Annotated in this window: 25 protein-coding genes; 15 read left to right on the top strand and 10 right to left on the bottom strand. The window is 43.2% G+C overall.

Annotation, left to right across the window (positions count from 1 at the left end; genetic code table 11):
* Positions 1–4 precede the first annotated feature (4 nt).
* From J699_RS0218875 to J699_RS03275, 3 genes are all read left to right on the top strand, one after another.
* The gene (locus J699_RS0218875; RefSeq protein WP_032867969.1) at positions 5–508 is read left to right on the top strand and encodes a hypothetical protein; all 504 of its coding nucleotides are present in this window, start codon (positions 5–7) and stop codon (positions 506–508) included.
* Positions 509–1,150, top strand: coding sequence for a dethiobiotin synthase (gene bioD / locus J699_RS03270; RefSeq protein ID WP_032867967.1), 642 nt, complete (start codon positions 509–511; stop codon positions 1,148–1,150).
* A gap of 270 nt (positions 1,151–1,420) precedes the next feature.
* Entirely contained in the window at positions 1,421–2,092 is a 672-nt protein-coding gene (locus tag J699_RS03275; RefSeq protein WP_032867965.1) for a hypothetical protein, read from the top strand.
* A 68-nt stretch (positions 2,093–2,160) separates the two neighbouring features.
* On the opposite strand, the gene J699_RS03280 is transcribed toward J699_RS03275, so the two are convergent.
* The 5 genes from J699_RS03280 to J699_RS03300 all read right to left on the bottom strand — a co-directional run bounded on the left by J699_RS03280 (position 2,161) and on the right by J699_RS03300 (position 7,541).
* Positions 2,161–2,580 (bottom strand): ExbD/TolR family protein, encoded by a 420-nt coding sequence (locus J699_RS03280; protein WP_032867963.1) that lies wholly within the window; start codon positions 2,578–2,580, stop codon positions 2,161–2,163.
* 15 nt (positions 2,581–2,595) lie between these two features.
* The gene (locus J699_RS03285; RefSeq protein WP_032867960.1) at positions 2,596–3,024 is read right to left on the bottom strand and encodes an ExbD/TolR family protein; all 429 of its coding nucleotides are present in this window, start codon (positions 3,022–3,024) and stop codon (positions 2,596–2,598) included.
* A gap of 11 nt (positions 3,025–3,035) precedes the next feature.
* A complete protein-coding gene (locus J699_RS03290) occupies positions 3,036–3,911 on the bottom strand; it encodes a MotA/TolQ/ExbB proton channel family protein (RefSeq protein WP_032867958.1) in 876 nt (291 codons plus the stop codon).
* Positions 3,912–3,950: 39 nt separating this feature from the next.
* Positions 3,951–4,664: an energy transducer TonB gene (locus J699_RS03295; protein WP_032867956.1), complete on the bottom strand. Its 714-nt coding sequence runs from the start codon at positions 4,662–4,664 to the stop codon at positions 3,951–3,953.
* A gap of 153 nt (positions 4,665–4,817) precedes the next feature.
* A complete protein-coding gene (locus tag J699_RS03300; protein WP_032867954.1) occupies positions 4,818–7,541 on the bottom strand; it encodes a TonB-dependent receptor in 2,724 nt (907 codons plus the stop codon).
* 658 nt (positions 7,542–8,199) lie between these two features.
* Here J699_RS03300 and J699_RS03305 point away from each other — a divergent pair.
* From J699_RS03305 to J699_RS03330, 6 genes are read left to right on the top strand one after another with little or no spacing between them, the layout of a single operon-like run.
* On the top strand, positions 8,200–9,984 hold the full coding sequence (locus tag J699_RS03305; protein ID WP_032868287.1) for an ABC transporter substrate-binding protein: 1,785 nt from the start codon (positions 8,200–8,202) through the stop codon (positions 9,982–9,984).
* A gap of 14 nt (positions 9,985–9,998) precedes the next feature.
* On the top strand, positions 9,999–11,816 hold the full coding sequence (locus J699_RS03310; RefSeq protein ID WP_032867952.1) for an ABC transporter substrate-binding protein: 1,818 nt from the start codon (positions 9,999–10,001) through the stop codon (positions 11,814–11,816).
* Between the two features lie 26 nt (positions 11,817–11,842).
* A complete protein-coding gene (locus tag J699_RS03315) occupies positions 11,843–13,855 on the top strand; it encodes a M3 family metallopeptidase (protein WP_032867950.1) in 2,013 nt (670 codons plus the stop codon).
* A 12-nt stretch (positions 13,856–13,867) separates the two neighbouring features.
* Positions 13,868–14,806: an ABC transporter permease gene (locus J699_RS03320; protein ID WP_032867949.1), complete on the top strand. Its 939-nt coding sequence runs from the start codon at positions 13,868–13,870 to the stop codon at positions 14,804–14,806.
* An 11-nt stretch (positions 14,807–14,817) separates the two neighbouring features.
* Positions 14,818–15,957 carry an ABC transporter permease gene (locus J699_RS03325; RefSeq protein WP_032867947.1) on the top strand — a complete coding sequence of 380 codons (1,140 nt, stop codon included), beginning with the start codon at positions 14,818–14,820 and terminating at the stop codon, positions 15,955–15,957.
* Positions 15,958–15,970: 13 nt separating this feature from the next.
* Entirely contained in the window at positions 15,971–17,698 is a 1,728-nt protein-coding gene (locus tag J699_RS03330; RefSeq protein ID WP_032867945.1) for an ABC transporter ATP-binding protein, read from the top strand.
* A gap of 57 nt (positions 17,699–17,755) precedes the next feature.
* Here J699_RS03330 and rluB read toward each other — a convergent pair whose 3' ends face one another.
* From rluB to J699_RS03345, 3 genes are read right to left on the bottom strand one after another with little or no spacing between them, the layout of a single operon-like run.
* Positions 17,756–18,700 carry a 23S rRNA pseudouridine(2605) synthase RluB gene (gene rluB / locus J699_RS03335; RefSeq protein WP_032882957.1) on the bottom strand — a complete coding sequence of 315 codons (945 nt, stop codon included), beginning with the start codon at positions 18,698–18,700 and terminating at the stop codon, positions 17,756–17,758.
* A 41-nt stretch (positions 18,701–18,741) separates the two neighbouring features.
* A complete protein-coding gene (gene scpB / locus J699_RS03340; protein WP_032867943.1) occupies positions 18,742–19,341 on the bottom strand; it encodes an SMC-Scp complex subunit ScpB in 600 nt (199 codons plus the stop codon).
* Complete coding sequence (locus J699_RS03345) at positions 19,338–20,132, bottom strand: segregation and condensation protein A (protein WP_032867941.1); 795 nt, start codon at positions 20,130–20,132, stop codon at positions 19,338–19,340. The genes scpB and J699_RS03345 overlap by 4 nt, the downstream gene beginning before the upstream one ends.
* A 246-nt stretch (positions 20,133–20,378) precedes the next feature.
* On the opposite strand from J699_RS03345, the gene J699_RS03350 reads away from it, so the two are divergent.
* The gene (locus J699_RS03350; protein WP_032867939.1) at positions 20,379–21,095 is read left to right on the top strand and encodes a GNAT family N-acetyltransferase; all 717 of its coding nucleotides are present in this window, start codon (positions 20,379–20,381) and stop codon (positions 21,093–21,095) included.
* A 47-nt stretch (positions 21,096–21,142) separates the two neighbouring features.
* Positions 21,143–21,595 carry a hypothetical protein gene (locus tag J699_RS19850; protein WP_227614496.1) on the top strand — a complete coding sequence of 151 codons (453 nt, stop codon included), beginning with the start codon at positions 21,143–21,145 and terminating at the stop codon, positions 21,593–21,595.
* A gap of 29 nt (positions 21,596–21,624) precedes the next feature.
* Here the strand turns inward: J699_RS19850 and J699_RS03355 are convergent, their stop codons facing one another.
* Positions 21,625–22,242, bottom strand: a complete 618-nt coding sequence (locus J699_RS03355) for an L-threonylcarbamoyladenylate synthase (protein ID WP_004770885.1) — start codon at positions 22,240–22,242, stop codon at positions 21,625–21,627.
* Between the two features lie 87 nt (positions 22,243–22,329).
* Positions 22,330–22,992, bottom strand: coding sequence for an elongation factor P hydroxylase (locus tag J699_RS03360; RefSeq protein WP_032867937.1), 663 nt, complete (start codon positions 22,990–22,992; stop codon positions 22,330–22,332).
* A gap of 96 nt (positions 22,993–23,088) precedes the next feature.
* On the opposite strand from J699_RS03360, the gene J699_RS03365 reads away from it, so the two are divergent.
* The 4 genes from J699_RS03365 to fabG all read left to right on the top strand — a co-directional run bounded on the left by J699_RS03365 (position 23,089) and on the right by fabG (position 25,825).
* Positions 23,089–23,649: a YceD family protein gene (locus tag J699_RS03365; protein ID WP_032867935.1), complete on the top strand. Its 561-nt coding sequence runs from the start codon at positions 23,089–23,091 to the stop codon at positions 23,647–23,649.
* 75 nt (positions 23,650–23,724) lie between these two features.
* Positions 23,725–23,910 (top strand): 50S ribosomal protein L32, encoded by a 186-nt coding sequence (gene rpmF / locus J699_RS03370; protein ID WP_004638135.1) that lies wholly within the window; start codon positions 23,725–23,727, stop codon positions 23,908–23,910.
* Between the two features lie 197 nt (positions 23,911–24,107).
* Complete coding sequence (gene fabD, locus J699_RS03375; RefSeq protein WP_005229016.1) at positions 24,108–25,094, top strand: ACP S-malonyltransferase; 987 nt, start codon at positions 24,108–24,110, stop codon at positions 25,092–25,094.
* Positions 25,091–25,825: a 3-oxoacyl-ACP reductase FabG gene (gene fabG, locus J699_RS03380; protein WP_005229017.1), complete on the top strand. Its 735-nt coding sequence runs from the start codon at positions 25,091–25,093 to the stop codon at positions 25,823–25,825. Before fabD ends, fabG begins: the two co-directional genes overlap by 4 nt.
* Positions 25,826–25,865 lie beyond the last annotated feature (40 nt).

Below are 25,865 nucleotides of genomic sequence, written 5' to 3'. Positions count from 1 at the left end.
AATCATGTCAGATCGATTAACACCCAGACATAATGTGGTACATGGTTATTTTGCATTAACCATAAGTTTAATTTTTTTGATGTTTTCTGCTTTCCCTTGGGCAATAGTTTGCTTGATTTTGGGTGTTTTGCTAATTGGCTTAGGATATGTACGGGTTTGGAAAAAAGACCGAATCCCCAATCCAGTGGTAGAGGGAACGGTTTTAATGATGATTCTATTTTCTCTTTGGTCAGCTGGCTGGATAACAAATTATATAAATCAAAACGCGCCGCGCAACACCACCTGTGGCTGGGTTAAAAATATTAAAAAGCCAGGACGGAGTAGCGGTCAGTTTACACTGGTAAATGAACAGAATAGTCAAATTTTCCCTTATACCGATCAGATACGAGACGATTCAGGCAGTGAAGTTTGTATTGAATATTCTTTAGATCAGCGTTTCAGTGATGATCCTTACATTCATGAAATTTATCCCAAAAGTTCGATAACTCGGGGAAAGGAAATTAAGTAGATGAGTCATATTTATTTTGTCAGCGGCATTGATACCGAAATTGGTAAAACTTATGCCACAGGCTATCTCGCGAAGCTTTGGACCGAACAGGGACAGCGTGTGATTACCCAGAAGCTGGTGCAGACGGGGAATGTTGATGTCTCGGAAGATATTGAAAAACACCGTGAAATTATGGGCAGTGGCTGGTTTCAGGAAGATCATGAAAAGTTGACCATGCCTGAAATTTTTACCTATCCAGCCTCGCCGCATTTAGCCACACGACTGGATGGGCGTGATCTGGATTTTGCCAAGATTGAAGCTGCGACCAAAGAACTGGCTCAGCGTTTTGAGGTGGTGTTGTTAGAAGGTGCGGGTGGTTTGATGGTGCCTTTAACCACAGAATTGCTGACCATCGATTATATCGCTCAGTATCAATTTCCTGTGATTTTAGTGACTTCAGGACGTTTGGGAAGTATTAACCATACTTTGTTGAGTTTAGAGGCATTAAAGCAACGTGGTTTGAGTTTGCATGCTTTGGTGTATAACTTAAAGGATGAGTCGAAAGATCCGGTGATTTCAAAAGATACCGCAGATTATTTAAAAGCTTATTTGGCAATACATTTTCCTGATGCCCAATGGATTGAGTTGGAAAAGTTTAAATAACTTAAATTTTAATTGGAATCAAAATAGTGGCTCTTCATGGAGTCGTGCCGAGTTTAAGCTAAGATTAGGGATAAACCTGCGGTTCGCCCTACTTTGGTTTCGCCCAAAGTAGGCAAAGGCATTGTCATCCACAAAACCTGTTCTCTTTTTGTTCTTGTTTTTATTATTTCGCAGAAACAATATATTGCAAAATTCACGCAGGTTGTGGATGACGTTTCCGAGTATCATATTTTATGTGAGAGTTTCGCTTGCATAAAAGTAAGGTCTAAAATGAACAAGAAAAATAAATTAGCTCTATCCATATTATTTGGATTTTTGATTCCAGTCTCAGCATCCTATGCTGCTGTGCCAACAGATAAAACCATCATCAGTTGGATCACCAACTTACAAGATTCAAATGCCAATCCCCCCCAAGCCATTCAGATCGATTCTACTGAAGCCGTAAAACTGATCTCAGGAGAAGAAGCTTATTTATCGGGCGTAAGTTTTGAAAATACAGGACGTAATTTTTGGGCTGGTTATGTATTAACCCGTCCAAAATTAAAACAGGCTCGAATCTTAAAAGAGTTTGGTGGCCAATCGAATAGCTTTAAAGTGCATTCAACCGTTTATAAAGGCAAACCGATTCAACTGATCGAAATTGAAAGCGCAGGCTCAGGACAGGGCACGGTAGAGTCGAGTAAAAGTCTGGTTTATTTAAATCAATGGACCATCAAGCTGATTGCAGAAGTCGAAGAATCTTCTTACGAAGGGCGTTATGATGATAAATCAGGAGCAGAAGACTGTCGTACTGGTCGGGATAATTCAGGTTATTTAAATGTGATGCCTTATTCACCTTATGTTATTCGAACCACCGTGACAGGGGATGCCTGCAACAATAAACCTCAAGGCTATAAAGTGAGTAGTAAGCTGATTCCGATTGTAATTAGTGAAATAAAATAAAAAAAGCTAACAAGCGAACTTGTTAGCATAGGAGTAAACTTGTCATTATTGGAGGAATTTTTTATTTTTTAGTTATTGCTGACGATACCAATTTTGGTGACATTGCTCTGTTGAGCTAACGCCATCACCATGGCTATGTTTTTATATTCCGCCTGGGCATCAGGCTTAAACTTGATTTGATCCTGATCGACTTTTTTGGCAACTGATTCAAATAAAACCTTTAATGCCTGACGATCAGCCACTGCCTGATCATTCCAGAAAATATGCCCTTGTGCATCGACCCGCAGATTGATGGTCTCTGGTGGTTTTTGATCTGTTGGTGGCAGTGGCGTACCATTTGGCAAATTAATGTTAATCGCATTATTCGGAATCGGGATAGTGATAATGAACATAATCAACAACACCAACATGACATCAATCAGAGGTGTCATGTTGACGTCGAGCATGACATCTTCTTCATCATTTTTTGAACCTACATTCATACCCATAGGTGAGTCCTCCTGTTATGGTGTGGTCGCAGGTGGGGTCGTGACAAATGCAATTTTGCCAATACCCGCTTGCTGAGTTGTACTGATTACCTGATCAATCGCGTCGTAATGTGTCAGTTGATCGCCACGAATATGAACCTCAGGCTGCGGACGTTTTTGTGCTTCGGCGTGTAAGCGCGCAAGTAAGGTTTCCTTATTTGCAACATGTTGTTCATTCCAGAAAATATCACCGGTTTTATTCACTGAAAGCTGGATATTTTGTGGTGTAGTGGCATAAGGTGTATTTTTTTCTTCAGGCAGTTTTACCGGAACGGTGTGTGTGACCACTGGCACTGTAATTAAAAAGATAATCAGCAGGACCAGCATGATGTCGACTAAGGGGGTGGTGTTAATCGTTCCGATCACATCATCATCATTTTGATCTGAATTAATCATCATGCCCATAATGGTGTTCCTTATTTAGAATCACGGTTTGGGTGATTACTGTTTAAGTCACCGCTGAGAAGTACGGCATGTAGGTCTGAGCCAAAAGAACGAACATTGTCCATGACTGCTTTATTGCGACGGGTTAACCAGTTGTAGCCCAGTACTGCCGGTACTGCGACCGCAAGACCAATCGCTGTCATAATCAAGGCTTCACCGACAGGGCCGGCCACTTTATCAATTGATGCCTGACCTGAAATGCCAATTGCCGTGAGCGCATGGTAAATCCCCCAAACGGTTCCAAATAAACCAACAAAAGGTGCAGTTGAACCAACAGTCGCCAGAAAGGCCAGGCCATTGCTCAGATGGCTTTGAACTTTTTCAATAGCTCGTTGAATTGAAATGGTCACCCAGGTATTGAAGTCGATACGTTCTAATAAGGTGCCGTCATGGTGTTTGGTTGAACGAATGCCTTTTTCTGCGATATAGCGATAACTGCTATTGGTATTGAGGCTTTCAGCTGCGCTATTTAATGATTCAGCTTCCCAGAAATTACGTTCAGCTTCTGTAGCATGGCGCTTGATTTTACTTTGTTGAAATACTTTAGACAGAATGATGTACCACGTCCCAATTGACATCAGCACCAAGATAAACAAGGTTGATTTCGCGACTAAGTCACCTTCGCGCCACAGGGCTTCCAGGCCATAAGGATTATGGACTTTTTCAACAGTTGCAGGTAATGGTGGCGGGGTTGGTGTTGCTTGTGCTGTGGCATCAGTCGTTACTGCCGTTACCGCTGTGGTTTGCGTAGTTTCATCGGCCCACACGGTTGTAACAGGTAGTAAGGTACTTCCTGCAATCAGGCCAATTGCTGCGATTCGAGAGATATGTTTTGCTGTATTTTTCATCTGTAAATTCTCCAAAAATTGTTTATTCAATATATTTAATTAGGAAAGCGTGAATGGATATTCGATCTCGTACCATTCTTGCTGTGGCACACCGTCTTTCATTGCCGGTTTAAAAGTACACAGGCTATACGCCTTGACCGCCGCTTTATCTAAGCTCTTACTACCACTCGATTTTTTGACTTTTGAATCGATGACTTTGCCTGAGCTGTCCACCAATACGCGAATACGTACCGTACCTTCCTCTTCGTTCATCAGTGCTTCACGCGGGTATTCTGGTTTTTGACAACCAGCTTCACCTTCGGAAACACCACGTGAAATTCCTGCAGGTTTGGCAGGAGCAGCAGGCGCAGCTGGGGCTACAGGGGCTGCCACAGGACTCGGGCTTGGTGTCGCAGGGGCAGGGGTCGGTGTTGCAACTGCTGTTTGGGTCGGTTGTACAGGTGCCGGTTTTTGTATAGGTGTGGCTTTCTCCACCTGTTTGGGTGGGTCAGGCATTTTGGCCACTTTCTCGACCATCTTTGGTGGCTCGGGTGGCTTTTCTTTGGGTTTTGGTTCCTCTGGTTTTGGCGGAGGTGGTGGTTTAATGTCCTGAATAATCTGTAGTTCTACAGGCTTATCGACAGGCTTGCTAAAGTCAGTCGCTAAACTTGTCATCAGAATATAGGCGATAATGAGATGTAGAAATAACACCAGACCAATACCGACAAGGCGTTTGGCAGGTTGATTTTCATTCTCAGAAAAGGGGATGCCCATAATTACTCCTGAAATTGTAATCTTGCATTCATCTTTTTTCGGCGTAGAGCATCAATTTAAAATTGATACGGACCACTTTAATGTTCAATGAATCAGAGGATTACGGTGAACCACTACGACAGAAGGAAAATCATGTCGTAGTGGCGAAACACATTAGAATTTATAAGTGCCACGGGCGAAGTAGGTACGACCAGTTGGATCGCTGAAGCGAGGGTCATAACCATACTGGAAGTTAGTGACTGTATTGGAAACCGTTGGATCTTCATCAAACAGGTTTTTAATACCAAGTGTTAAATCTAGGTTTTTAAAACCTTTGTAAGTCCCAGCAACGTTATAAACGGTATAGTCACTTACACGATGATTCTTATAGCCATCGGCGAGATTGTCAGAGTTTTGATCTTTGTACCCACTTGTGAATTGTTGCTGGAAGTTCAGAGCCCAATTTTCGTAGTACCAATTTAGGTTTGCAACATGCTTCCAGCGAATCGTTGGCCCACCATTACTGATCGGGCTATTATCTTTATACGCCCCTAGGTTGCTAAACCATTCACCATCTTTCTCAGTTTGGTAATCGTATTTCGTGATATAGGTTCCATCAATACCAAAACCAAATCGACCAGTAGAAGTTACAGGAGTGAGATAATTCAAACCAAGGTCAATACCTTCTGTTTTAATATTTCCCATGTTTTGCATGGTTGTGATGACATAGTCGATTGAACCATCTGTCTTACGTACGAATTTGTCTTGGTACTTGTTTGGATCGGCAAAAATGGCAGCAGAATCAAGTGCAGAAATTTGATTTCTGATTTCAACATTGTAGTAATCTAGAGAGAACACCAGGTTTTTGATCGGTTCTAATACGAAACCAGCTGTAATAGAAGTTGATTTTTCTGGTTCTAAGCTTTTATTCCCCCCTTGCATACGATCAAATTGTTGACCACAGTCCCGAGCTTTTACTCCACCTAATTGTGCATTTGGTACCCCATTCGGGCATAGCACAGGATCATCGCTGACAGGTGCGAGTGTTCTACTATTACTTTTATTAATTTCATAAAGTGTTGGAGCGCGGAAGCCTGTACTGTAAGAGGTTCGGAGCATTAATTGTTTAATCGGTTCCCAACGTAAAGCAATTTTAGGATTAACGGTGCTACCTACATCACTATAGTTATCATAACGAGCGGCAATTTGTGCTTCTAAAGTTTTATGTAGTGGGATATGGAACTCTGTAAATGCTGAGCTAATATCACGTTTGCCTTCTTGGCTAGGATTATCTGGATCTGCACCAACGCTTGGGAGTCGTTCGGCAAGTTCTGAATTTACGTCTGAATTCCATTTGTCATGACGGAAACTACCACCAAAGGCAAAACCAACATCACCAGCTGGGAGAGTATAGATTGGACGACTTACAGTGAAATCTGCAGTTGTTGATTCTAATTTAGCAGTATTGTATTTGCCTGAAAGAGAGAGTTTATTCCAAATCTCAGGGTCATCTCCAGCTGCTTGGGGCCCAAATGGATTTAATTTGCCATCATCTAAAGCAGATTGTACAGCTGCTTTATCTAAGTAACCGCCTAATGCACTATCTGCTGCTTTACTTTGCGCATAAGTAATACCTGCATTAATGTCCCAACCTGCTGCTTCACCTTCAATTCCAGCAAATAAACGATGTGATTCATTTTCCGATTCACTGATTCGATTACCTGCTTGAGAGCGCAAAGAGAGTTGTAACGGGCCTCCGCTAATACCCGTGACATTTGGGACAATGCCTTTACCTGGATAATATTTACTGGTGTTGCTGATGGTTACTTTGTTATTGCCATTATAGACGTCGGGAGCAATTGCAGACGTTACTTTATTTTTTGCGTAGACATATTCACCAATCGCATTGAAGCTATCGCTCAATTTATAAGTGAGACGTCCCATCGCTGAAATATCTTCAGTTTCAGGAACAATACCAATTAAACGTTGTGTGTTTAATAAGCATACGCCATCTTCAGAAGAAGTACCTTCATAACCTCCACAATTGGATGCAGCATAAGGATTGCCACCAATTTTACTGGTTGGATCATAGAAGTTAGCAGGGAATGAACCCGTACTACGTGCATCTAAGCCAATCTCAGGAATTAAGCTTCCTTTGGCACTCAGTTTGCGGTCTTTGGCCATAATATCGTTGGAACGACGGTAATCGATGACACCGAAAACATTAAAACCATTGTCTTCTAGATCACCATAGCCACCGAAAATACTCATATCTTGAGTATCTCCCCCTTTTTGCTCAGGCTGGGTTAATCCACCACTAATATTCAGTCCTGTGAATTGTTTTTTAGTAATAAAATTGATAACCCCACCGATGGCATCAGTACCGTAAATTGCAGATGCGCCATCGCGGACAATCTCAATACGTTCCAGCATGGCAAGTGGAATAATATTTAAGTTGGTCACCCCACTATCAAATGCGTTGGCTGCTAAACGACGTCCATTGAGTAAAATCAATGTTTTATTTTCACCAACACCACGTAAATTTGCTGTTGCTCCGGAAGTATTACCACGACCAACATTCTGAGAAGTAGTGAATCCAGCTTGGTTGGCAGTAATTTTAGTTAGTGCTTCTTCTGTAGTTGTGATCCCTTGTTTCAGAATTTCGTCTACTTTGACTATGGTAATCGGTGATGCACTCTGTGCTGCAACGCCTTTAATTGACGAACCTGTAACCGCAACTTTTACGACTTTGGTTGGCTTTTCCTCTGATGGTGACTCGGCCTCAGCAGCGTGAGCCATGGTTAAACACAACATACTTAAACTAAGCGTACTGAGTTTGAGTATGATTTTGCCCGATTTTTGTGTGAAGTCAGGTGTAGCGAAGTTGGCTTTTTTCATTGTTTATTGAACCCCTAAATGGTTTGCCACTCTAAAATTAGATAAATCCGTTTTAGCAAGACCTGTGCCAAGCTCTAGTTTTAGATTTCGCTTAATGTAGAATAAATTATGTAAAAGTGTTTTAGTTTTTATATATAAGCTTTTCATATTTTTACTAAATATTAAAAAACTAAAAATAATGATGAGTGCGGATAAGTTGTCATAAAGTTACAAAATAGAAGTTTGCTATTGATGCATTAAAATGAATCATAAAGTTTTATTTTTGCTTTTTTCTAGTGCAAATACTTTTATATTTCAATAAAACATGTATTTTATTAATCTGATTTCATGGAAATGGGAAATAATATAAAAAAATATGATTTGGCATAAAATTACTTTTATTTAAGATGCCTGAAAACTAGTTTAGCTTTGCATAGTTTTTGGTTAGAAAATAATCACAAATTTTTTATTTGAAAAGTGGCATGAATTTAGCAAGGTAATTTTTAACTTGGAAATGATTTTTCTTCCGATTTAATTTTTCCGAACGGTAAAATTAAATCAAGTAAATGATTTTTTAATGAAAAAATTAAATCTGATTCAGGTTAAGAGAAATGGCAGCGGTGTTGAATGCTATGCAAAAGTCTAGTATTTATTAAAAAACGATGATGTGAGTATTGAGTTGAAGTCTATTTTTTTTACGGTCACCGTTTTATCTGGTGTATTTGCATTCATGCCATATGTCTATGCAAAAACACCTGCGCAAGCGGATAAGGTACTTCGGGTTGCTTTTGAAGCTCCGGATGATGGTTTTGACATGGTTAAAACTTTCAATTTCTATAGCGGGAATGTGGCGGATGTAATTTTTGAAAGGCTGGTTCAATATGATTATCTGGCAGACCCCGTTAAACTGATGCCAGGAACTGCACAAAGCCTACCTGTGATTGAAAAAAATGGGCAAGTGTATGTCTTTAAAATAAAATCAGGGATTTATTTTACGGATGATCCTGCATTTAAAGGCAAGCGCAGGGAGCTGGTGGCTGAAGATTATGTTTATTCCATTAAACGTATATTAGATCCTAAAAATCACGCCTCATCATTTTCTTTTATTGATAATAAAATTGTCGGTGCCAATGCGCTGATTGAACAGGCAAAGAAAACTGGAAATTTTAATTATGATGCCAAGATTGAAGGGATCAAGGCACTCGATAAATATACGATTCAATTTACGCTGACGCAACCGGATTATAACTTTCCTTATATTCTGGCCTATAGTTCATTTGGTGCAACAGCACGTGAAGTAGTTGAATATTATAAAGATCGTTTGGCCATGCATCCGGTCGGTACCGGCCCCTATATGTTGAGTAAATATGTCCCTCGCAGCAAGATCGAACTGGTTGCCAATCCGGATTACCGAGGCTTTGTCTGGAATTTTAAATCTTCTGGTACAGCCTGGGACAATCAACTGGTCAAGGAAATGAGTGGTAAGCAGATGCCACAAATTGGCAAGGTTAACATCAGCATCATCGAAGAAGAACAGTCGCGCTGGTTAGCATTTCAGTCCAAACAACTGGATTTTGATAAAGTCACAGAAAATGCCATACCCAAGGTACTAGATCATAACAATCAGTTAAAACCTGCGATGCAGAAACAGGGGATTCGCCTGTATGCCAATAAAGAGGCTGAAATTACCTATTCGATGTTCAATATGCGTGATCCGCTGGTGGGTGGTAATAGTCTGGATAAAGTGGCATTAAGGCGTGCTATCGCCCTGTCGTTTAATGTGAATGAATATATTCGCATACTACGCAAGGGACAGGCGGTAAAGGCTGAAATGCTGGTCCCCGCAGGTGTCAGCGGGCACAATCCCAATTACCGCAGTAGCATTGGCTACAATCCAGTTTTAGCCAATAAACTGCTGGATCATTTCGGTTATAAAAAGGGCGCAGATGGCTATCGTAATCTTCCCAATGGAAAGCCGCTGACCTTAAAAATCAATACAGAAACCGGTTCGGCAAAAGTCATGTATTCGGAACTTTGGAAAAAAAGTCTGGATGCGATCGGGATACGTTCCGATTTTAAAGTCAGTAATTTTGCCGATAACTTAAAAGCTGCATCACAGTGTAAATATATGATGTGGAGCGGGGCATGGCATGCCGACTATCCTGAAGGAGAAAACTTCACTCAGTTACTGTATGGACCCAATGTTGGACGCGGTAATCAGTCCTGTTATCAATCTACTGCTTATGACAATTTATATAAGCAGGCCATGCAGCAACCACCTGAAAAACGCATGCCATTCTATGAAAAAATGAGTCGCCAGATTGAGGCCGACAATACCTGGATTTTACAGGATACACGGATTCGCAACTGGTTGATTCAACCAGAAGTTCAGGGGTTTAAGGCTCATCCTATTATGAATACCAATTGGCAATACCTTGATATTGCTTCACCAAATCAAAAATAAGTGATGTGTATACGATGAAGCAAAATTTTAAAATTTCTATTTTGCGTGCAGGACTGGCACTGGTATTGGGGACGACCCTAGGTTCAGGTTTCAGCTCAGTACAAGCCAAAAGCCCCGCCGATCCTAAAAAAGTCTTGCGTTATGCTTTTCCAGTGGCAGAAACGGGCTTTGATCCCGTGGCGACTCAAGATTTATATTCTGCCCATGTTTTATATTCTGTCTTTGAAACCCTCTATACCTATGACTATCTGGCATCGCCAGCACAATTGGTACCTAATACTGCCGCTGCCTTACCCGAAGTGAGTGCGGATGGACTGACCTACACCATACGGCTGAAGAAAGGGATTTATTTTGCTGCTGATCCTGTCTTTAAGGGTAAACCGCGAGAGCTCACGGCAGCTGATTATGCCTATTCCTATAAGCGCTTACTGGACCCGAATTTACGCTCACCGAATAGTTGGTTATTTGAAGATAAAATTGCCGGGATTGATCCTTTAATTCAACAGGCCAGTAAAACTGGAAAATTTAACTACGATCAGCCGATCAGCGGATTACAGACCCCTGATCGTTATACCTTGGTGATTCGCCTGAAAGAACCGAATCATAATTTTCCGATGCTGCTTGCCCATCAACCGACAGGGGCAGTAGCACGTGAAGTGATTGAACATTATCGGGATAAAACAACAGGCTATGCCATGGCGCATCCCGTCGGAACAGGCCCGTATGTGCTGGCACACTGGACGCCAGGTTCACGGATTATTTTGAAAGCCAACCCTGATTATCGCGGTTTCACCTGGAATTTTAAGGCCAGCAATCCAGAAGACCAGAAAATTGTCCAGCAGATGCAAGGTAAAAAAATGCCGCAGATTGGGGTCATTGATATCCGTGTCATTGAAGAATCACAATCAGGATGGCTTGCTTTCCAGAAAGACGGGCTGGATTTATTTACACTGGACGGTGAGTTGCCTGCACAAGCCTTACAGCAAGATGGTAGCTTAAAACCCGAGCTGGCCAAGAAGGGAATCCAGTTGTCGCGTATACCCGATCCGTCGATTGATTATCTTTACTGGAATATCCAGAATCCGGTGGTCGGTGGTTTTGGCAAAGATAAAATTGCATTACGTCGTGCCATGTCAATGGCCATTTCCAAAGACAAAATGATTGCGATTCTGGCCAAGGGAAATGCCAAAAAACTGGAAACACCGATTCCTTATGGGGTCGCGGGGCATGATCCTGAGTATAAAAGCAGTATTCCTTATTCGGTCAAGGCTGCAAATCTGTTACTGGATCGGTATCACTATAAGGTCGGGGCCGATGGCTGGCGCAGACTGCCTGATGGCAAGCCACTGGTGATTGAGTTTATGCCATCCACCAGCAGTGCCCGTAGTATGCAAATGGCTGAACTACTCAAGAAAGACCTGAGCAATATCAAAATTAATATGGTATCCAAGCCTGTGCCTTTCGCGGAAGGTTTAAAGGCGGAAAAACAGTGTAAGACCATGTTTAAAGCCTCTGCCTGGATTGCTGACTATCCTGATGCCGATAATTTTATGCAGTTATTCTATGGTAATAATATTCATGCCACTAATCATACCTGCTTTAAATTACCAGAATATGACCGTTTATATGAACAATCCCTGAAACTGGAAGATGGTCCTGAGCGCGATATGTTATATCGCAAAATGTCACGTCTTTTAGAGTTTTACTCACCCGTACAATTCGTCTCGACCCGTTATCGGACTGTGGTCGCACAGCCTCGTGTGCTGGGCTATAAAAAGCATCCTATCTTGCCAGCCGAGTGGATGTACATTGATATACAAGATAAGAAATAACCAACACATTAAATTGGAGAGAAAGAATGGCGAAAAAAATATTGCAATTATCGAGTCTGGCTTTGTTATCCATGACGGCCGTCGGCATGAGCCAGAATATCTGGGCTGAAAGAACCACCTTACCTATTTTAAAAACCGCGGCGAGTTCGCAATGGTGTGATGCCAACTTAGAAAAATTACAACAGCGTATTGCTCAACTTGAAAAACAAACAGTAAAACAGCAGTCTGATGCCGCACCAGTCTTGGCTGAGTGGGATCAACTGATGGCAAGCTTTGAAGATTTTGCCGGACCGATCAGCTTATATAGCAATGTCGATCCGGATGCGAAATTGCGTAAAGCTGCTGAAGATTGTGAAGTCAAATTGAACCAGCTACAAACTGAAATTTATCAGAATCCGAAACTGTATCAGCGCATTAAAAATACCACGGCAGCAGATGCCATTGATCGCAAATATCGTCAGGATATTCTGGATGCTTTTGAAGATACTGGGGTGCAATTAGCCCCAGAGAAGAGAGCTCGGGTGAAAACGATTTTTGATGAATTGACCAAACTTTCGCAAGAGTTCTCCCGCAATATCCGTGATAATCCGGAAAAACTGGAATTTACCCCTGCGGAATTAAAGGGCTTACCTGACAGTTATATTGCAGGGTTAAAGAAAAATGACAAAGGTAATTATTTATTAGGCTTTGAATATCCTGAATATCAGCCTTTCATGGAACTGGCAGACAGCGATGCTGCACGTAAACGTTATCAAACCGCCTTTACCCGTCGTGGTACGGAAAAGAATCTGGTTTTACTGAAACAGATTATCGACTTGCGCTATGAACTGGCGCAGTTGTTTGGTCAGGCTAGTTATGCTGATCTGGCCTTAAAAAAACGCATGGCGAAAACACCAAAAACAGTGAATAGCTTCTTGACGGATGTACATAAAGTGGTGGCACCACTCGAGCAAAAAGAAGTAGAAGAACTACGTGCGTTTAAAGCCAAAACCTTAAACACGCCGATTGAAAAAACAGAAATTAATCGCTGGAATGTGGGCTATTGGAGTGAGAAACTGCGTAAAGCTAAATACCAGATTGATCAGGAAAAACTGCGTGATTATTTTCCAACTTTAGCTGCGCAAAAATGGTTATTTGCGATTTCTTCAGATCTGTATGGCATTGAGTTTAAGCCCGCCAAAGTCGATACATGGCAGGATGAAGTTGAATATTACGATGTGACAGACAAGAAAACCGGCGAAGTCTTGGGTGGCCTGTATATGGATAAATTCCCGCGTGAAGGCAAATATGGTCATGCAGCGGTGTGGGGCGTATATGGCGGCAGCACTTTAAGCAAGCGTAAACCGATTTCTGTACTGGTCACCAACTTTAACCGCAAAGGTTTAAATAGTGATGAGCTTGAAACCTTTGTGCATGAGTTTGGTCATGCCTTACATGGCATCCTGTCGAAAACCCGTTATTCAGGCCAGTCAGGAACCTCGGTAGAGCGTGATTTTGTTGAAGCGCCTTCACAAATGTATGAGGAGTGGGCTCGCCGCAAAGAGACCTTAACTAAAGTGGCGGATTATTGTGATCCAGCTTGTCCACGTGTGGATGATGCCCTGATTGCCCGTTTGAAATCGGTCCATAATTATGGACGTGGTATGCGTTATGCACGTCAGACCCTGTATGCACAATACGACATGGCTTTGCATGGTGCCGATGCCTTGAAAGTCCAGCCGATGGATGTCTGGAAGAAAATGGAGTCAGCCACGGCATTAGGCTATGTACCTACTACCGAATTCCCAGGCCAGTTCGGGCATTTGATGGGCTATCAGGCGGGCTACTATGGTTATATGTGGTCTGAAGTACTGGCGCTGGACATGTTGTCTGCTTTTGGGGACAACCTGAACAATCCGGTCGTCGGGCAACGCTATCGTCAAACCATTCTGTCACAAGGCAGCCAAAAGGATGCAGCCCAACTGGTAAAAGACTTTTTAGGTCGAGAGCCTGATGACAAAGCTTTTTTTAATGAAATTACTGGTCAACGGGTCAAATAAGGATTTGCCATTATGCTTGCTTATGTCGTGCGTAGACTATGGCAAATGATCCCGACCATGTTGGGTGTTATTTTGCTGATTTTCTTTTTATTTAACTGGGTGGGGGGCGATCCTGCATATATTCTGGCAGGAAAGATGTCTAACCCGGAGCAAATCGAAAACATCCGTAAACAGTTGGGCGTAGATCAACCTTACTACATACAGCTATGGATTTTTATCAAGCAAATTCTGAGCTTTGATTATGGTGTCAGCTGGAGTACCGGTGAATCGGTCTCACAGATTATTCTGACCCGTTTAGGGCCATCACTGACGCTATTGATCCCACTGACGATTTTACAAACCGTAATTTCAATCATCTTGGCACTGGCTGTTGCTTCCGTGCGTGGCTCGCTGACAGACCGTATGGTAATGATGCTGTGCACCATTGGTATGTCGATCAGTATTCTGGTGTATATCATTGTCTTCCAGTACGTTTTGGCTTATCAACTGAGCTGGTTTCCGGTGCAGGGCTGGAGTGATCATTTCAGTGAAAACCTGTTTCAATACGCCTTATTACCGATCCTGATTATGCTGGTGGTAAGTATTGCACCGACCTTGCGACTGTATCGCAGTTTTGTGCTGGATGAGATTCATCAGGATTATGTGCGTACTGCTCGTGCCAAAGGTGTGGGCGAATCGCGTGTACTGGGTGTGCATGTGCTGCGTAACGCGTCCATTCCGATTGTGACCGAAGTCATGGCAAGTTTACCGGCTTTGTTAATTGGTGCCTTCCTGATTGAGCGTTTTTTTGGCATCCCGGGAATTGGACGGGAAATCATTATTGCGGTAGAGCGTAGCGATTTTCCAGTGATCAAGGCAATTACGGTCTATATCGCTGCGATGACCATGATTTTTAACCTGATCGCCGATCTGATTTATAAGCTCCTCGATCCTCGTGTTCAGTTGAAGTAGAGGAGAGCACAATGCTAAGTACAATTTTTAAAAGCAAAGCATCTTCTGGCGAAGCAACGGCTGCAACAGGATTATGGCAACTGGCATTAAAGCGACTGAAATCAGATCGTATTGCGGTAGTTTCCTTTATTGTAGTGCTGTTCTATTTCATCCTGCTGGCCTTATCCATGACCGGTGTCATTGCATCGGACTGGAATAAGGAAGTGGCGGTCAGTTATGCACCACCAACGTTTTTAGGCGCAGATGCCGATACCTCGTCAACTGGGGAAGCGGCGAAGCTTAACGAAACGCTGCCAGAAAATCCGGTAGATCCCTTAAAAGATGTCATCCGCCAGCTCAACAGCGAGATCCAGAATGAACAGCAAGGCGGTTATGTGGATCATTATGGTGTGGTTGATCCTTTGGCGGAAGATATGCAGCAAATTGATCAGCAACTGGGTGGGCATTTGCTTGAACAAAAGCAGGAGTTAAAAACCACCTTGCCATTTGGGGCCGATAAATGGGGGCAGGATATCCTATTGAAAACCATTAAAGGAGCGGAAACTTCAATTCTGGTCGGTTTGTTGTCAGCACTGCTGGCCGTGGTGATCGGGACTTTTCTGGGGGCAATTGCAGGTTATTTTGGCGGTTGGGTCGATGATATTCTGAACTGGTTTTATAACATTTTCACCTCGATTCCTTATTTGTTGCTGGTCTTGGCGATTGCCGCAGTACTCCAGCAAAAAGGGATTCTGTCGATTGTACTTATTCTCGGTTTGACGGGCTGGACTGGGGTATTTCGTCTGATTCGTGCCGAATATATGAAACACAAGTCGCGTGAATATGTGCTTGCTGCCAAGGCGATTGGTGTCAGTCATTTACGCCGTATGTTTGTGCATATCTTTCCCAATGTGAGTCATATTGCACTGGTACAGATTTCGATTCTGGTGGTGTCTTTTATCAAATCGGAAGTGATTCTGAGCTTCCTAGGTTTTGGTGTGCCTGTTGGTGTGGTGTCGTGGGGCAGTATGCTGAATGAAGCGCAAAGTGAACTGATTCTGGGGAAATGGTGGCAGCTGGCAGCAGCATCAATGGCAATGGCGATACTGGTCACGGCATTCTCGATGTTTACCGATGCTTTACGTGATGCACTAGATCCTAAGTTGAAATAGCGGAGAGAACAATATGCAACATCAGAATGAAATACCGTTATTACAAGTACAAGATCTTCGGGTCAGCTTTAAAGGCGAAAATAAACAGTGGATTGAAACCGTGAAAGGAATTTCATTTTCGATCCCTAAAAATAAAACCGTGGCTTTGGTAGGGGAATCCGGCAGCGGTAAATCAGTGACCTCATTGGCGGTGATGGGGCTATTGCCAAAAGGTCAGAGCCAGATTGCAGAACGCAGCCAGATCAAGTTTGAAAGCAAGGATTTACTGCACCTGTCAGCAGGTGAAATTCGCAAGATTTGTGGTAAAGACATTGCCATGATTTTTCAGGAACCCATGTCCTCATTAAATCCGGTATTTACGGTCGGTGATCAGATTGCCGAAGTGCTGCGTATTCATCTGGGCATGCGGCGCAAGGAGGCCAGAGCCCGAGTATTGGAATTGCTCCGGGAGGTTGGTATTCCTGCTCCTGAAACCAAGATTGATGCCTATCCCAGCCAGCTTTCGGGGGGACAGCAGCAACGGGTCATGATTGCGATGGCTATTGCCTGTGAACCGAAGCTTTTGATTGCGGATGAACCGACCACGGCTTTGGATGTCACCATTCAGAAACAGATTATTGATTTGCTAGAGTCATTACGACAACGCCACCAGATGTCGATGTTATTTATTACCCATGATCTGGCGCTGGTCGGGGAAATTGCCGATGAGGTGATTGTCATGCGGCATGGGGAAGTTCGGGAATGTGGTCCTGTTGAGCAAGTGCTGGAACGGCCACAGGATGTCTATACCAAAGCTTTGCTGCATTGTCGTCCGCAGTTGGCTTCACGACCTTACCGCTTGCCTGTGACTAGTGACTTTATGAAACAGGAACATGGACAATGGGTTGAAGTGAGTCAGCGATCTGACCTGAATCTCAAACAACGTTCTCGTGGTCTGAACGGGGATGAACAGATTATTTTAGAGGTCAAAGACCTGAAAAAATCTTTTTATAGTCGTAAAGGCTTATGGGGACGAGAGGAGTTTCAGGCCGTGAAAGGGGTGTCCTTTCAACTGGCCAAAGGCAAAACATTGGGTTTGGTCGGTGAGTCGGGTTCGGGAAAAACCACCATCGGGTTGTTATTGATGCGTTTACACGAAGCAACCGGTGGACAGGCGCTGATTGGCGGTAAAGACATTCTTGCCATGAGCGAGAAAGAGTTTTGTCAGTACCAACGCAAGATCCAGATCATTTTCCAGAATCCTTATGCCTCACTCAATCCACGCTTTACCATTGGACAGATTTTATTGGAACCGATGCGGATTCATGATATTGGTCAAAATGACGCCGAGCGTAAGAAAATTGCCTTGGAATTATTAGAGCGTGTCAGCTTGCCTGTGCAGGCTTATGATCGTTATCCGCATGAGTTTTCTGGCGGGCAACGGCAACGGATTGCGATTGCACGTTGCTTGACTTTAAAACCTGAGATTTTGATTTGTGATGAATCTGTTTCTGCACTGGATGTGTCCGTGCAGGCACAAGTGCTGAATTTATTGCAGGATCTACAGGATGAGTTTGGATTGAGCTATATCTTTATTTCACATGATTTATCGGTGGTGAAATATATTTCAGATCAGGTGATGGTGATGAATCATGGTGAACTGGTTGAAATCGCCAATTCGGATCAACTGTATTTACATCCACAGCATGAATATACCAAGAAACTATTGAATGCAATTCCGCAAGGGATTGCCCATCATTAAAATCAAGTCATAAAAAAACGCTCTAATCAGAGCGTTTTTTTATTTCAGATCTCAGGCTTAAAACTTTTTAAAGCCTTTGTTGAAACCAATGGTTTTACGACCATTGTTATTGTTGCTATTGCCGCCTGAACGTTGCTGTGATTGATCTTGTTCATCATCACGGCGCTGTTGACGTAAATATCCACCACGACGTGCAGCCATCGGCTTTTCTGCCATACGTTCGGTACGACGTTTTGCCATGCCGAATAGACCAGTCCCTTGACGTGGTTTTAACTCGACTGATTTGGCTAAATTGTCGATATCGGTTCTATCCAGTTCCATCCAGCGACCGGTACGTAATTCACGCGGTAAAATCACCGTGCCGTAACGGGTACGTAACAAGCGGCTGACTTTCAGGCTTTGTGATTCAAAGATACGACGTACTTCGCGGTTACGACCTTCTTTAACTACCACTTGATACCAGCGGTTGATGCCGTCACCACCGATTTCAGAGAAAGATTCAAATTTCGCCGGGCCATCTTCAAGCTCAACACCTTTTAGCATGTTGTTGCGAATTTGCGGTGTCACTTCACCCATGACACGAACCGCGTATTCACGCTCAACTTCGTTTGAAGGGTGCATTAAACGGTTGGCAAGTTCACCATCATTGGTGAATAGCAACAGGCCTGTACTGTTGATGTCCAGACGACCCACCATGACCCAGCGGTCATTGGCAATTTGAGGTAAATGATCAAATACGGTTGGGCGTTTTTCAGGGTCATTGCGTGAGCAAATTTCACCTTCTGGCTTATAGTAAATCAACACACGACGACGGATTTCGTCTTCAATCTGGAACTGTACTTTACGACCATCGATACGGAGTTCATCACCTGGTTCGATACGTTCACCGACCTGGGCAATACGACCATTGATACTGACACGACCAGCAGCAATGACTTCCTCCATATAGCGACGCGAGCCGAGCCCGACTCTCGCTAAAACCTTTTGTAATTTTTCACTCATGACAGCACAACCTTAGACATAATGATCAACAGTTCACCTTCTCAAGACTTCGGCGCATGTGCATCGAGAGCCATGAATGCTTCCTTGGCGTTCTGCAGGGGAGGCAATTGACCTAGCGAAGCTAAACCAAAAGCATTTAAAAATTGGGGCGTTGTAATCAACAACGCAGGTCTTCCGGGTAAATCTCTGAAACCGGCTTCTTTAATCCAGTTCCAGTCAAAAAGTGTTCTTAAAATCTGGCTGTTATTAGAGACACCACGAATCTGCTCAATATCGGCACGGGTTACAGGTTGATGATAAGCAATCACTGCGACAGTTTCGAGTAATGAGGGTGATAACTTGGTCGGACGTTCCGGCCAGACTTGTGCAATGATATTGCGATATTTGGCGCGCACCTGAAAACGAAAGCCTTGCGCCGTTTCAATCAATTCAATCGAACGGCCATGCTGCAACATGGCAAGTTGCTGCACAAAGGTCCGCAATTGTTGCTTATTATATTGGTTTTGAAAGGCTTCTTTTAGACGGGCAATCGAAACTGGTGAGTCACTGGCGAACAGGATCGCTTCGATTTGTAATAAAACATCGTGATGAATGTCTTCAAGTGACAGGCTTTCATTTTGTTCTAACTGTTCTAAACTCATGCGGCAATTCCCTGAATGGTCAACGGAGCTTCAATACCAGTATGAATAATCTGGATTTTTTGCTGACGTGTGAGTTCAAGTACGGCCATAAAGGTCACCACCATCCCCATACGACCTTGCTGGGGATTTAATAATTCAATAAAACTCAATGCTTCACCTAAGGCAAGCTGACGCTCAATAAAGGCAATCCGTTCTTCTAGCAAGACGGGTTCTTGTGCCACCACATGCGTGACCGGTTCAGGGCGGTTAAATACACAAAATAATGCATCATGTAAGGCGGCGACATCATAGCCTTCATAAATCGGTGCAATATGCCCCAGACTGACATTGGCACTAAAGGTATCACGCTCGAAGATCGGCATTTGTCCCAATCGTTCGGCAGCCTGTTTAATGCGTAAATAGGTTTCCAGACGGTCAATCAATTCCTGTTTTGGATCTTTTTCAAATTGATCGACAACCGCAGGTTTGGGCAATAACAGACGTGATTTCAGATCAGCCAGAAGCGCGGCCATCACCATATAATCCGCTGTCAGTTCGATATTCAACGATTTCATACTGTCCATATAAGACAGATACTGGGTGGCAATTGGTGAAATATCCACTTGTAATAAATCAAAGCCATTTTTTTGAATCAGGTAAATCAGAAAGTCTAAAGGACCTTCAAACTGTTCCAGTAGAATTTCAAACGCGGCGGGTGGAATATACAAATCTTCAGGTATGACTTCTTGCCACTCGTCAAGCACGCGAATGGAAGGAGTGGACTCCAAAGTTTGGGGGAGAATTTGGTTCATTACCGTTATAAGCCACGCGAATTTTCAAAAGCATGAAAAGATATAATTTTTGTGCAGGAAAGGCACATGCTACCAAGAGCACGCTCATTCTACTCGAAAACCCGAATTTAATAAATTGCTGACTTACAAAAACCTTAAACTTCTCAGGGTATTTTTCCTATTTATGTAGGATCAGCTAGGTCAGCTAAAAAACTTATGCTTAAATGAGCAGCGAAAATCATGTTTGCTTCTTAATTATAAATTGCCATGAAAAAATATTTAAAAACGCAACAAAATCCGTTTGGACAAAGTGTTGGCTTTGCCATTGATCATCAGCCCTGTCTACCCATTGAGCAAAATCTGACGGGGCAATACGTTCAACTGCTTCGTATTGACGGTGAAATTTCCGATCAGGCTGCCAGTGAAATCTGGCAGGCTGTAGAAACTGAGCCTGATGCGGCATGCTGGACCTATTTACCTTATTCTGCGCCAGAGAGCAAAGCACAACTAAAACAATGCTTAGACGATTTATTTGGCTTTCAGGGATCCACCCATTTTCTGATTGAAGTGGATGGCAAAGTTCAGGGCTGGATTGCGCTATTGAACCCACGACTAAACTACGGGGCGATTGAAATCGGTAATGTGTACTACTCACATCAGATGAAAAAATCCAAAGCCTCGACCGAAACCATATTTTTACTGTTACAACAATGCTTCAAACAGGGCTTTAGACGGGTAGAGTGGAAATGTGATGACTGCAATGCACCCTCTAAAGCAGCGGCTTTACGCTTCGGGTTTCAATATGAGGGGCTATTTCGCCAAGACCGCATCACTAAAGGCCGTAACCGCAATACTGCATGGTTTTCAATCATTGATGAGGAGTGGCCGGCACTGCAACAATGCTACTTACAGTGGTTAAATCCATCAAATTTTGATGCCCAGGGATTCCAGAAACAGCGGTTATCAGACTTTTTTGAAATCTGAGTTGTTGTTCGTCGTTTTAATGAGAAATATTGCGGTATATCACTTCAATGAAAAGAAAAATAATTGTCAGCCTGATGCTGACCTTACCGGTTGTTCTGATCGGAAGTTTTTTTGTCTGGAACAATCCTTCTGTTCAAAAAGAACTGTTAAGGCAGTATTTAGGCAGATTGATCGTCAGCAAGATTAATCATCGCGCCAACCCGACGGCTTCGAAGTGGAACATGGATATTCACGCCGTTAATTCCTACCCGAAGATTAGGGTGAAGATGAAATTACGGGGTGAAGGCCATAACCCGGTCAGCGCTGCGCAGCTTCAGCAGCAAAGCTGTATCTTTCTAAAAAACTTTCAGACGCTTAAACAAAGCACAAGAACCAAGGTGTATGGGCTTTTAATTGAAGATCGGCTGTCATTTGAAATCGAAATTTTTAATATGTCTGGCCAGAAAATACAAAGTACCCAGCAAGTTCTGGCGCAATGTCCAAACTTTCCCTATGCCTAAGCTTGGGAGAAGAAAGCGGGTGTCAGTCCTTATTCAAAAGCACTGACATCACCGACACCACGACGCACGATTTCAGGATTTTCTCCTGACAGGTCGACAATACTGGTGGTCGATAAGGTTCCGAAACCACTGTCGATAAATACATCAATACGTTTACCCAACTGGTTTTCAATATCGTATGGATCATCCAGTGGGTCTTTCTGATCTGGCAAAATTAAAGTACTGGTTAGCAACGGTTCACCGAGTTCTTTTAATAAAGCTTGCGCAACAGGATTACTAGGAATACGCAGGCCAATGGTTTTTTTCTTCGGATGCATTAAACGTTTTGGTACTTCGCTGGTCGCCGGCAAAATAAACGTGGTGACAGCAGGTGTATTATTTTTTAATAAACGATACATGGCATTATCGACTTTGGCATAGGTCGCAATATCAGAAAGGTCACAGCACATAATGGCATATTGATGCTTTGGCCCCAGACCACGAATTTGTGCAATACGTTCCATCGCATTTTTATTTCCGATCTGACAACCGATGGCGTAGGCCGCATCGGTCGGATAAATCACCACATCCCCAGCACGAATACGTTCCACTGCTTGTGTGATTAAGCGTGCCTGTGGATTTTCGGGATGAATATGTAAATGCAACATCTTTGAACTCCCTGATCTATATGGCTAATTTGAGTATGAAGCGGGTTGCGGTCAAGTTGCAAGCATTAGATGTGACAATTTTGTCCTTTAATCAAGGTCTTCACGTTTAAATTCATCGAGTTGTAACGGTCGGCCATGACGGCTACATAGACAGATGTAATGAATGAAATGCGCAGCATCGCGTGGTAACTTGGCTTCACCTGAAAAATAATCTTGTAGCTGAGCAAAAACATGATCTTTAAATTGCTGGCCATTGCCGCCATCGCCGGTCAAGTTATCTAAAGAGACACGGAATTTCCGGCCGAAAGCCTTTGCAAACAACCATTCAATGGCTTGTGGCTTGATTTCAACCTGCTCAAATAAGGCTTGCTGTTCAGCAGTTCGACCATCTGGCGCATACCAGTATCCCAGATCCGGGAGTAGGCGACGCTGTGCACCCGAGATGCTCCAGTGACTAATTTCATGCAGTGCACTATTAAAGAAACCATGGGCAAACTGGATTCTTGCAGGCTGACCATTTTCCGCCGGGAAATATTCTGGTTCAAAATCACCTTTAACTAGTGTGACATTATGGTGGGAAAACCAGTGATTAAAGTGTAAAATAAGCCAATCGACCTGTTCTGGTTCTGATGTTAACTTTTGCCAAGATGAGCGTTGCACTTGATCTGGCGTTAATGCAGGAGCAGAGGTTGAATGGGTGCTTACAAGTAATGAAGTTGTTACTTCAAGTTGCGGCTGCAACAGGTGCATTGCTTAATTTACCCCGAGTTCTGTCTAAAGAAGTGCAAAATTGTATCTTAATCTTTGACAGAGTACCGATGAATTTGTAGAATTGCCGCCTTAATTATGTCAGCAAATACCTTTCCGGCACAGATTGAGCCGTTTAAATGGGCTGAACAGGGCTTTACATGGTCAGGCACACTGCCATTGTCTCGCTTTGCTCGTATCGCTCGTGAAGCTGTTGGATCAATTAATGATCGATTGATCAACGTAGACTGTAAGCTATCAATGGATGCATATCATCGCATTGTATGGCTGGATGGACGTATTGAAACGAGAGTTCCAATGGAATGCCAGCGTTGTCTGGATACTGTTGAAACTGAACTTGTTTCAGATTTTCATTTGGCCTTGATCGATGATGAGTCACTGATAGAGCGCTTGGATGAGGATGCTGATTTCATCGTTTTAGGTGAAAGCGAATCTTCGAAAAAAGGTGATTTTGATACACCTGCTTCGATTGATTTGCTCGCACTACTAGAAGATGAACTGTTATTGTTGATGCCTTTATCTCCCAAGCATGATGTTTGTGAGCATAAGCATCGACCTGCCATTCAGGACGTTGTCGAAGAGAAACGGGATAACCCGTTTGATGTTTTGGCAAGTTTGAAGGGTAAACTTAACTCATAATTTGTGATATAATGTTGAGTTAAGACAACTGAATTTGTTTCTGATCCATTTTTTCGATCTTTGTAAGGAGCCATCATGGCCGTTCAGCAAAACCGTAAAAGTCGCTCTCGCCGTGACATGCGCCGTTCACATGACGCTTTAACCGAGAATGCATTATCTGTAGACCAAACTACGGGTGAAACTCATCGTCGTCACCACGTGACTAAAGATGGTATCTACCGTGGTCGTCAATTATTCGCTAAAGCAGCTGATGCTGAATAATTGAACCATATGCATTAAGCGTTAGCTTAAAGTATAGAAAAAATGGGAGCGAAAGCTCCCTTTTTTGTTGTTTTTCGCAATTAAAAAACGATTTAATCAATGGTAAATTGCCGCATCGGAAAAGAGTCTGTTGTCATTCTCATGTAGAATCATGCATGTTGATGAAATTGGCGATAGACCATTTTAAGGATTTTTATATGTCGACTAAGCGACTTGAGCAGGCTGCTCAAGCAACAAAAACAGCATTTGTTTTTCCTGGTCAGGGTTCACAAAAAGCAGGTATGTTGGCTGAACTTGCAGAGCAATTTAGTGTCGTTCAAGACACATTTGCAGAAGCATCGGCAGCACTTGGTTTTGATCTTTGGCATATTGCCCAGAGCGGTGAAGGTTTAGACCAGACTGAAAACACCCAGCCTGTGTTATTAACTGCAAGTATTGCCTTATGGCGTGTGTGGTTAGAACTGGGTGGAATTGTGCCAAAGTACCTTGCTGGGCACTCTTTAGGGGAATACAGTGCGCTTGTTGCAGCAGAAGCCATGACTTTAGCTGATGCGGTTAAACTGGTTCATTTACGCGGTCAATTAATGCAGAGCGCTGTTCCTCAAGGCGAAGGCGCAATGGCAGCAATTCTTGGCTTGGCAGATGACAAAGTGGTTGAACTTTGTGAAAAGGTCTCTGCTGCGGGTCAAGGTTCTGTTGAAGCTGCAAATTACAATGCACAGGGACAGGTTGTGATTGCGGGTAGTGCTGCATTGGTTCAGCAAGTGATGGCTGAAGCAAAAGAGCAGTCAGGTAAAGCGATTGCATTGCCAGTTTCAGTGCCTTCACATTGTACCTTGATGAAGCCGGCAGCAGAAAAGTTTGCTGAAGCTTTGGAACAAACTGCCATTGAGCTACCATGCCTTCCTGTAATACAAAATGTCAACGCGGAAATCGCGACAGATGTTGCGCAGTTACGTCAGGCCTTAACAGCCCAATTGTACCAGTCGGTTCAATGGACACGGACCATGCAATATCTGCAAGATCAGGGAATCCAGTACATGGTTGAATGTGGACCAGGGACTGTGCTCAGCAATCTTGCCAAGCGATTACCGAACATAGAAAAAGCATTTGCCATTGATAGCAAAGCACGTATGGAAGATGCCCTAAACGCAGTGTTAGTGGCAGAAGGAAAAATTGCATGACACAACAACGAAAAGTTGCGTTAGTGACAGGAGCAAGCCGCGGTATTGGCGCTGCAATTGCACAGCAACTCATTCAAGACGGTTTTTTTGTGGTTGGCACCGCAACTTCTGAAGCAGGCGCGCAAAAGCTGACAGAAAGCTTTGCTGAACATGGTGCAGGTGCTGTACTCGATGTGCGTGATGGTGCTGCGATTGATGCACTGGTTTCAGACATCGAGCAAAAATACGGTTCGGTGCTGGTGTTGGTCAACAATGCAGGCATTACCAAAGATAATTTGTTGCTGCGTATGTCGGAAGATGACTGGGATGACATTCTCAATATTCATCTGAAAGCAGTATACCGCTTATCTAAACGTGTATTGAAAGGCATGACCAAAGCACGTTTCGGCCGCATTATTAATATTAGTTCAGTGGTTGCTCATTTTGCCAATCCTGGACAAGCGAACTACTCGGCAGCGAAAGCAGGGATTGAAGCATTCAGTCGTAGCTTGGCAAAAGAGATGGGGAGCCGTCAGATTACAGTGAACAGTGTTGCACCTGGTTTCATTGCCACTGAAATGACTGATCAGTTAAGCGAAGAGATTCGTAAAAAAATGACTGATCAAGTAGCTTTAAATCGTCTAGGCGAACCTCAAGATATTGCTGATGCAGTGAGTTTCCTTGCCAGCGATAAGGCGAGTTACATTACTGGTACAGTTTTACACGTAAATGGTGGTCTATACATGGCCTAACTGGCGATGTATAAACTTTTAAAAATTTTTATATTCAATT

This window comes from Acinetobacter sp. 1000160 (assembly GCF_000588715.1).
Taxonomy (GTDB): domain Bacteria; phylum Pseudomonadota; class Gammaproteobacteria; order Pseudomonadales; family Moraxellaceae; genus Acinetobacter; species Acinetobacter courvalinii.
This window is presented reverse-complemented; position numbering and strand designations above follow the sequence as displayed.

Coding starts and splice junctions, on each gene's coding strand:
- J699_RS0218875 (WP_032867969.1), top strand. CDS start 5: ATGTCAGATCGATTAACACCCAGACATAATGTGGTACATGGTTATTTT.
- bioD (WP_032867967.1), top strand. CDS start 509: ATGAGTCATATTTATTTTGTCAGCGGCATTGATACCGAAATTGGTAAA.
- J699_RS03275 (WP_032867965.1), top strand. CDS start 1,421: ATGAACAAGAAAAATAAATTAGCTCTATCCATATTATTTGGATTTTTG.
- J699_RS03280 (WP_032867963.1), bottom strand. CDS start 2,580: ATGGGTATGAATGTAGGTTCAAAAAATGATGAAGAAGATGTCATGCTC.
- J699_RS03285 (WP_032867960.1), bottom strand. CDS start 3,024: ATGGGCATGATGATTAATTCAGATCAAAATGATGATGATGTGATCGGA.
- J699_RS03290 (WP_032867958.1), bottom strand. CDS start 3,911: ATGAAAAATACAGCAAAACATATCTCTCGAATCGCAGCAATTGGCCTG.
- J699_RS03295 (WP_032867956.1), bottom strand. CDS start 4,664: ATGGGCATCCCCTTTTCTGAGAATGAAAATCAACCTGCCAAACGCCTT.
- J699_RS03300 (WP_032867954.1), bottom strand. CDS start 7,541: ATGAAAAAAGCCAACTTCGCTACACCTGACTTCACACAAAAATCGGGC.
- J699_RS03310 (WP_032867952.1), top strand. CDS start 9,999: ATGAAGCAAAATTTTAAAATTTCTATTTTGCGTGCAGGACTGGCACTG.
- J699_RS03315 (WP_032867950.1), top strand. CDS start 11,843: ATGGCGAAAAAAATATTGCAATTATCGAGTCTGGCTTTGTTATCCATG.
- J699_RS03320 (WP_032867949.1), top strand. CDS start 13,868: ATGCTTGCTTATGTCGTGCGTAGACTATGGCAAATGATCCCGACCATG.
- J699_RS03325 (WP_032867947.1), top strand. CDS start 14,818: ATGCTAAGTACAATTTTTAAAAGCAAAGCATCTTCTGGCGAAGCAACG.
- J699_RS03330 (WP_032867945.1), top strand. CDS start 15,971: ATGCAACATCAGAATGAAATACCGTTATTACAAGTACAAGATCTTCGG.
- rluB (WP_032882957.1), bottom strand. CDS start 18,700: ATGAGTGAAAAATTACAAAAGGTTTTAGCGAGAGTCGGGCTCGGCTCG.
- scpB (WP_032867943.1), bottom strand. CDS start 19,341: ATGAGTTTAGAACAGTTAGAACAAAATGAAAGCCTGTCACTTGAAGAC.
- J699_RS03345 (WP_032867941.1), bottom strand. CDS start 20,132: ATGAACCAAATTCTCCCCCAAACTTTGGAGTCCACTCCTTCCATTCGC.
- J699_RS03350 (WP_032867939.1), top strand. CDS start 20,379: ATGAAAAAATATTTAAAAACGCAACAAAATCCGTTTGGACAAAGTGTT.
- J699_RS19850 (WP_227614496.1), top strand. CDS start 21,143: ATGAAAAGAAAAATAATTGTCAGCCTGATGCTGACCTTACCGGTTGTT.
- J699_RS03355 (WP_004770885.1), bottom strand. CDS start 22,242: ATGTTGCATTTACATATTCATCCCGAAAATCCACAGGCACGCTTAATC.
- J699_RS03360 (WP_032867937.1), bottom strand. CDS start 22,992: ATGCACCTGTTGCAGCCGCAACTTGAAGTAACAACTTCATTACTTGTA.
- J699_RS03365 (WP_032867935.1), top strand. CDS start 23,089: ATGTCAGCAAATACCTTTCCGGCACAGATTGAGCCGTTTAAATGGGCT.
- rpmF (WP_004638135.1), top strand. CDS start 23,725: ATGGCCGTTCAGCAAAACCGTAAAAGTCGCTCTCGCCGTGACATGCGC.
- fabD (WP_005229016.1), top strand. CDS start 24,108: ATGTCGACTAAGCGACTTGAGCAGGCTGCTCAAGCAACAAAAACAGCA.
- fabG (WP_005229017.1), top strand. CDS start 25,091: ATGACACAACAACGAAAAGTTGCGTTAGTGACAGGAGCAAGCCGCGGT.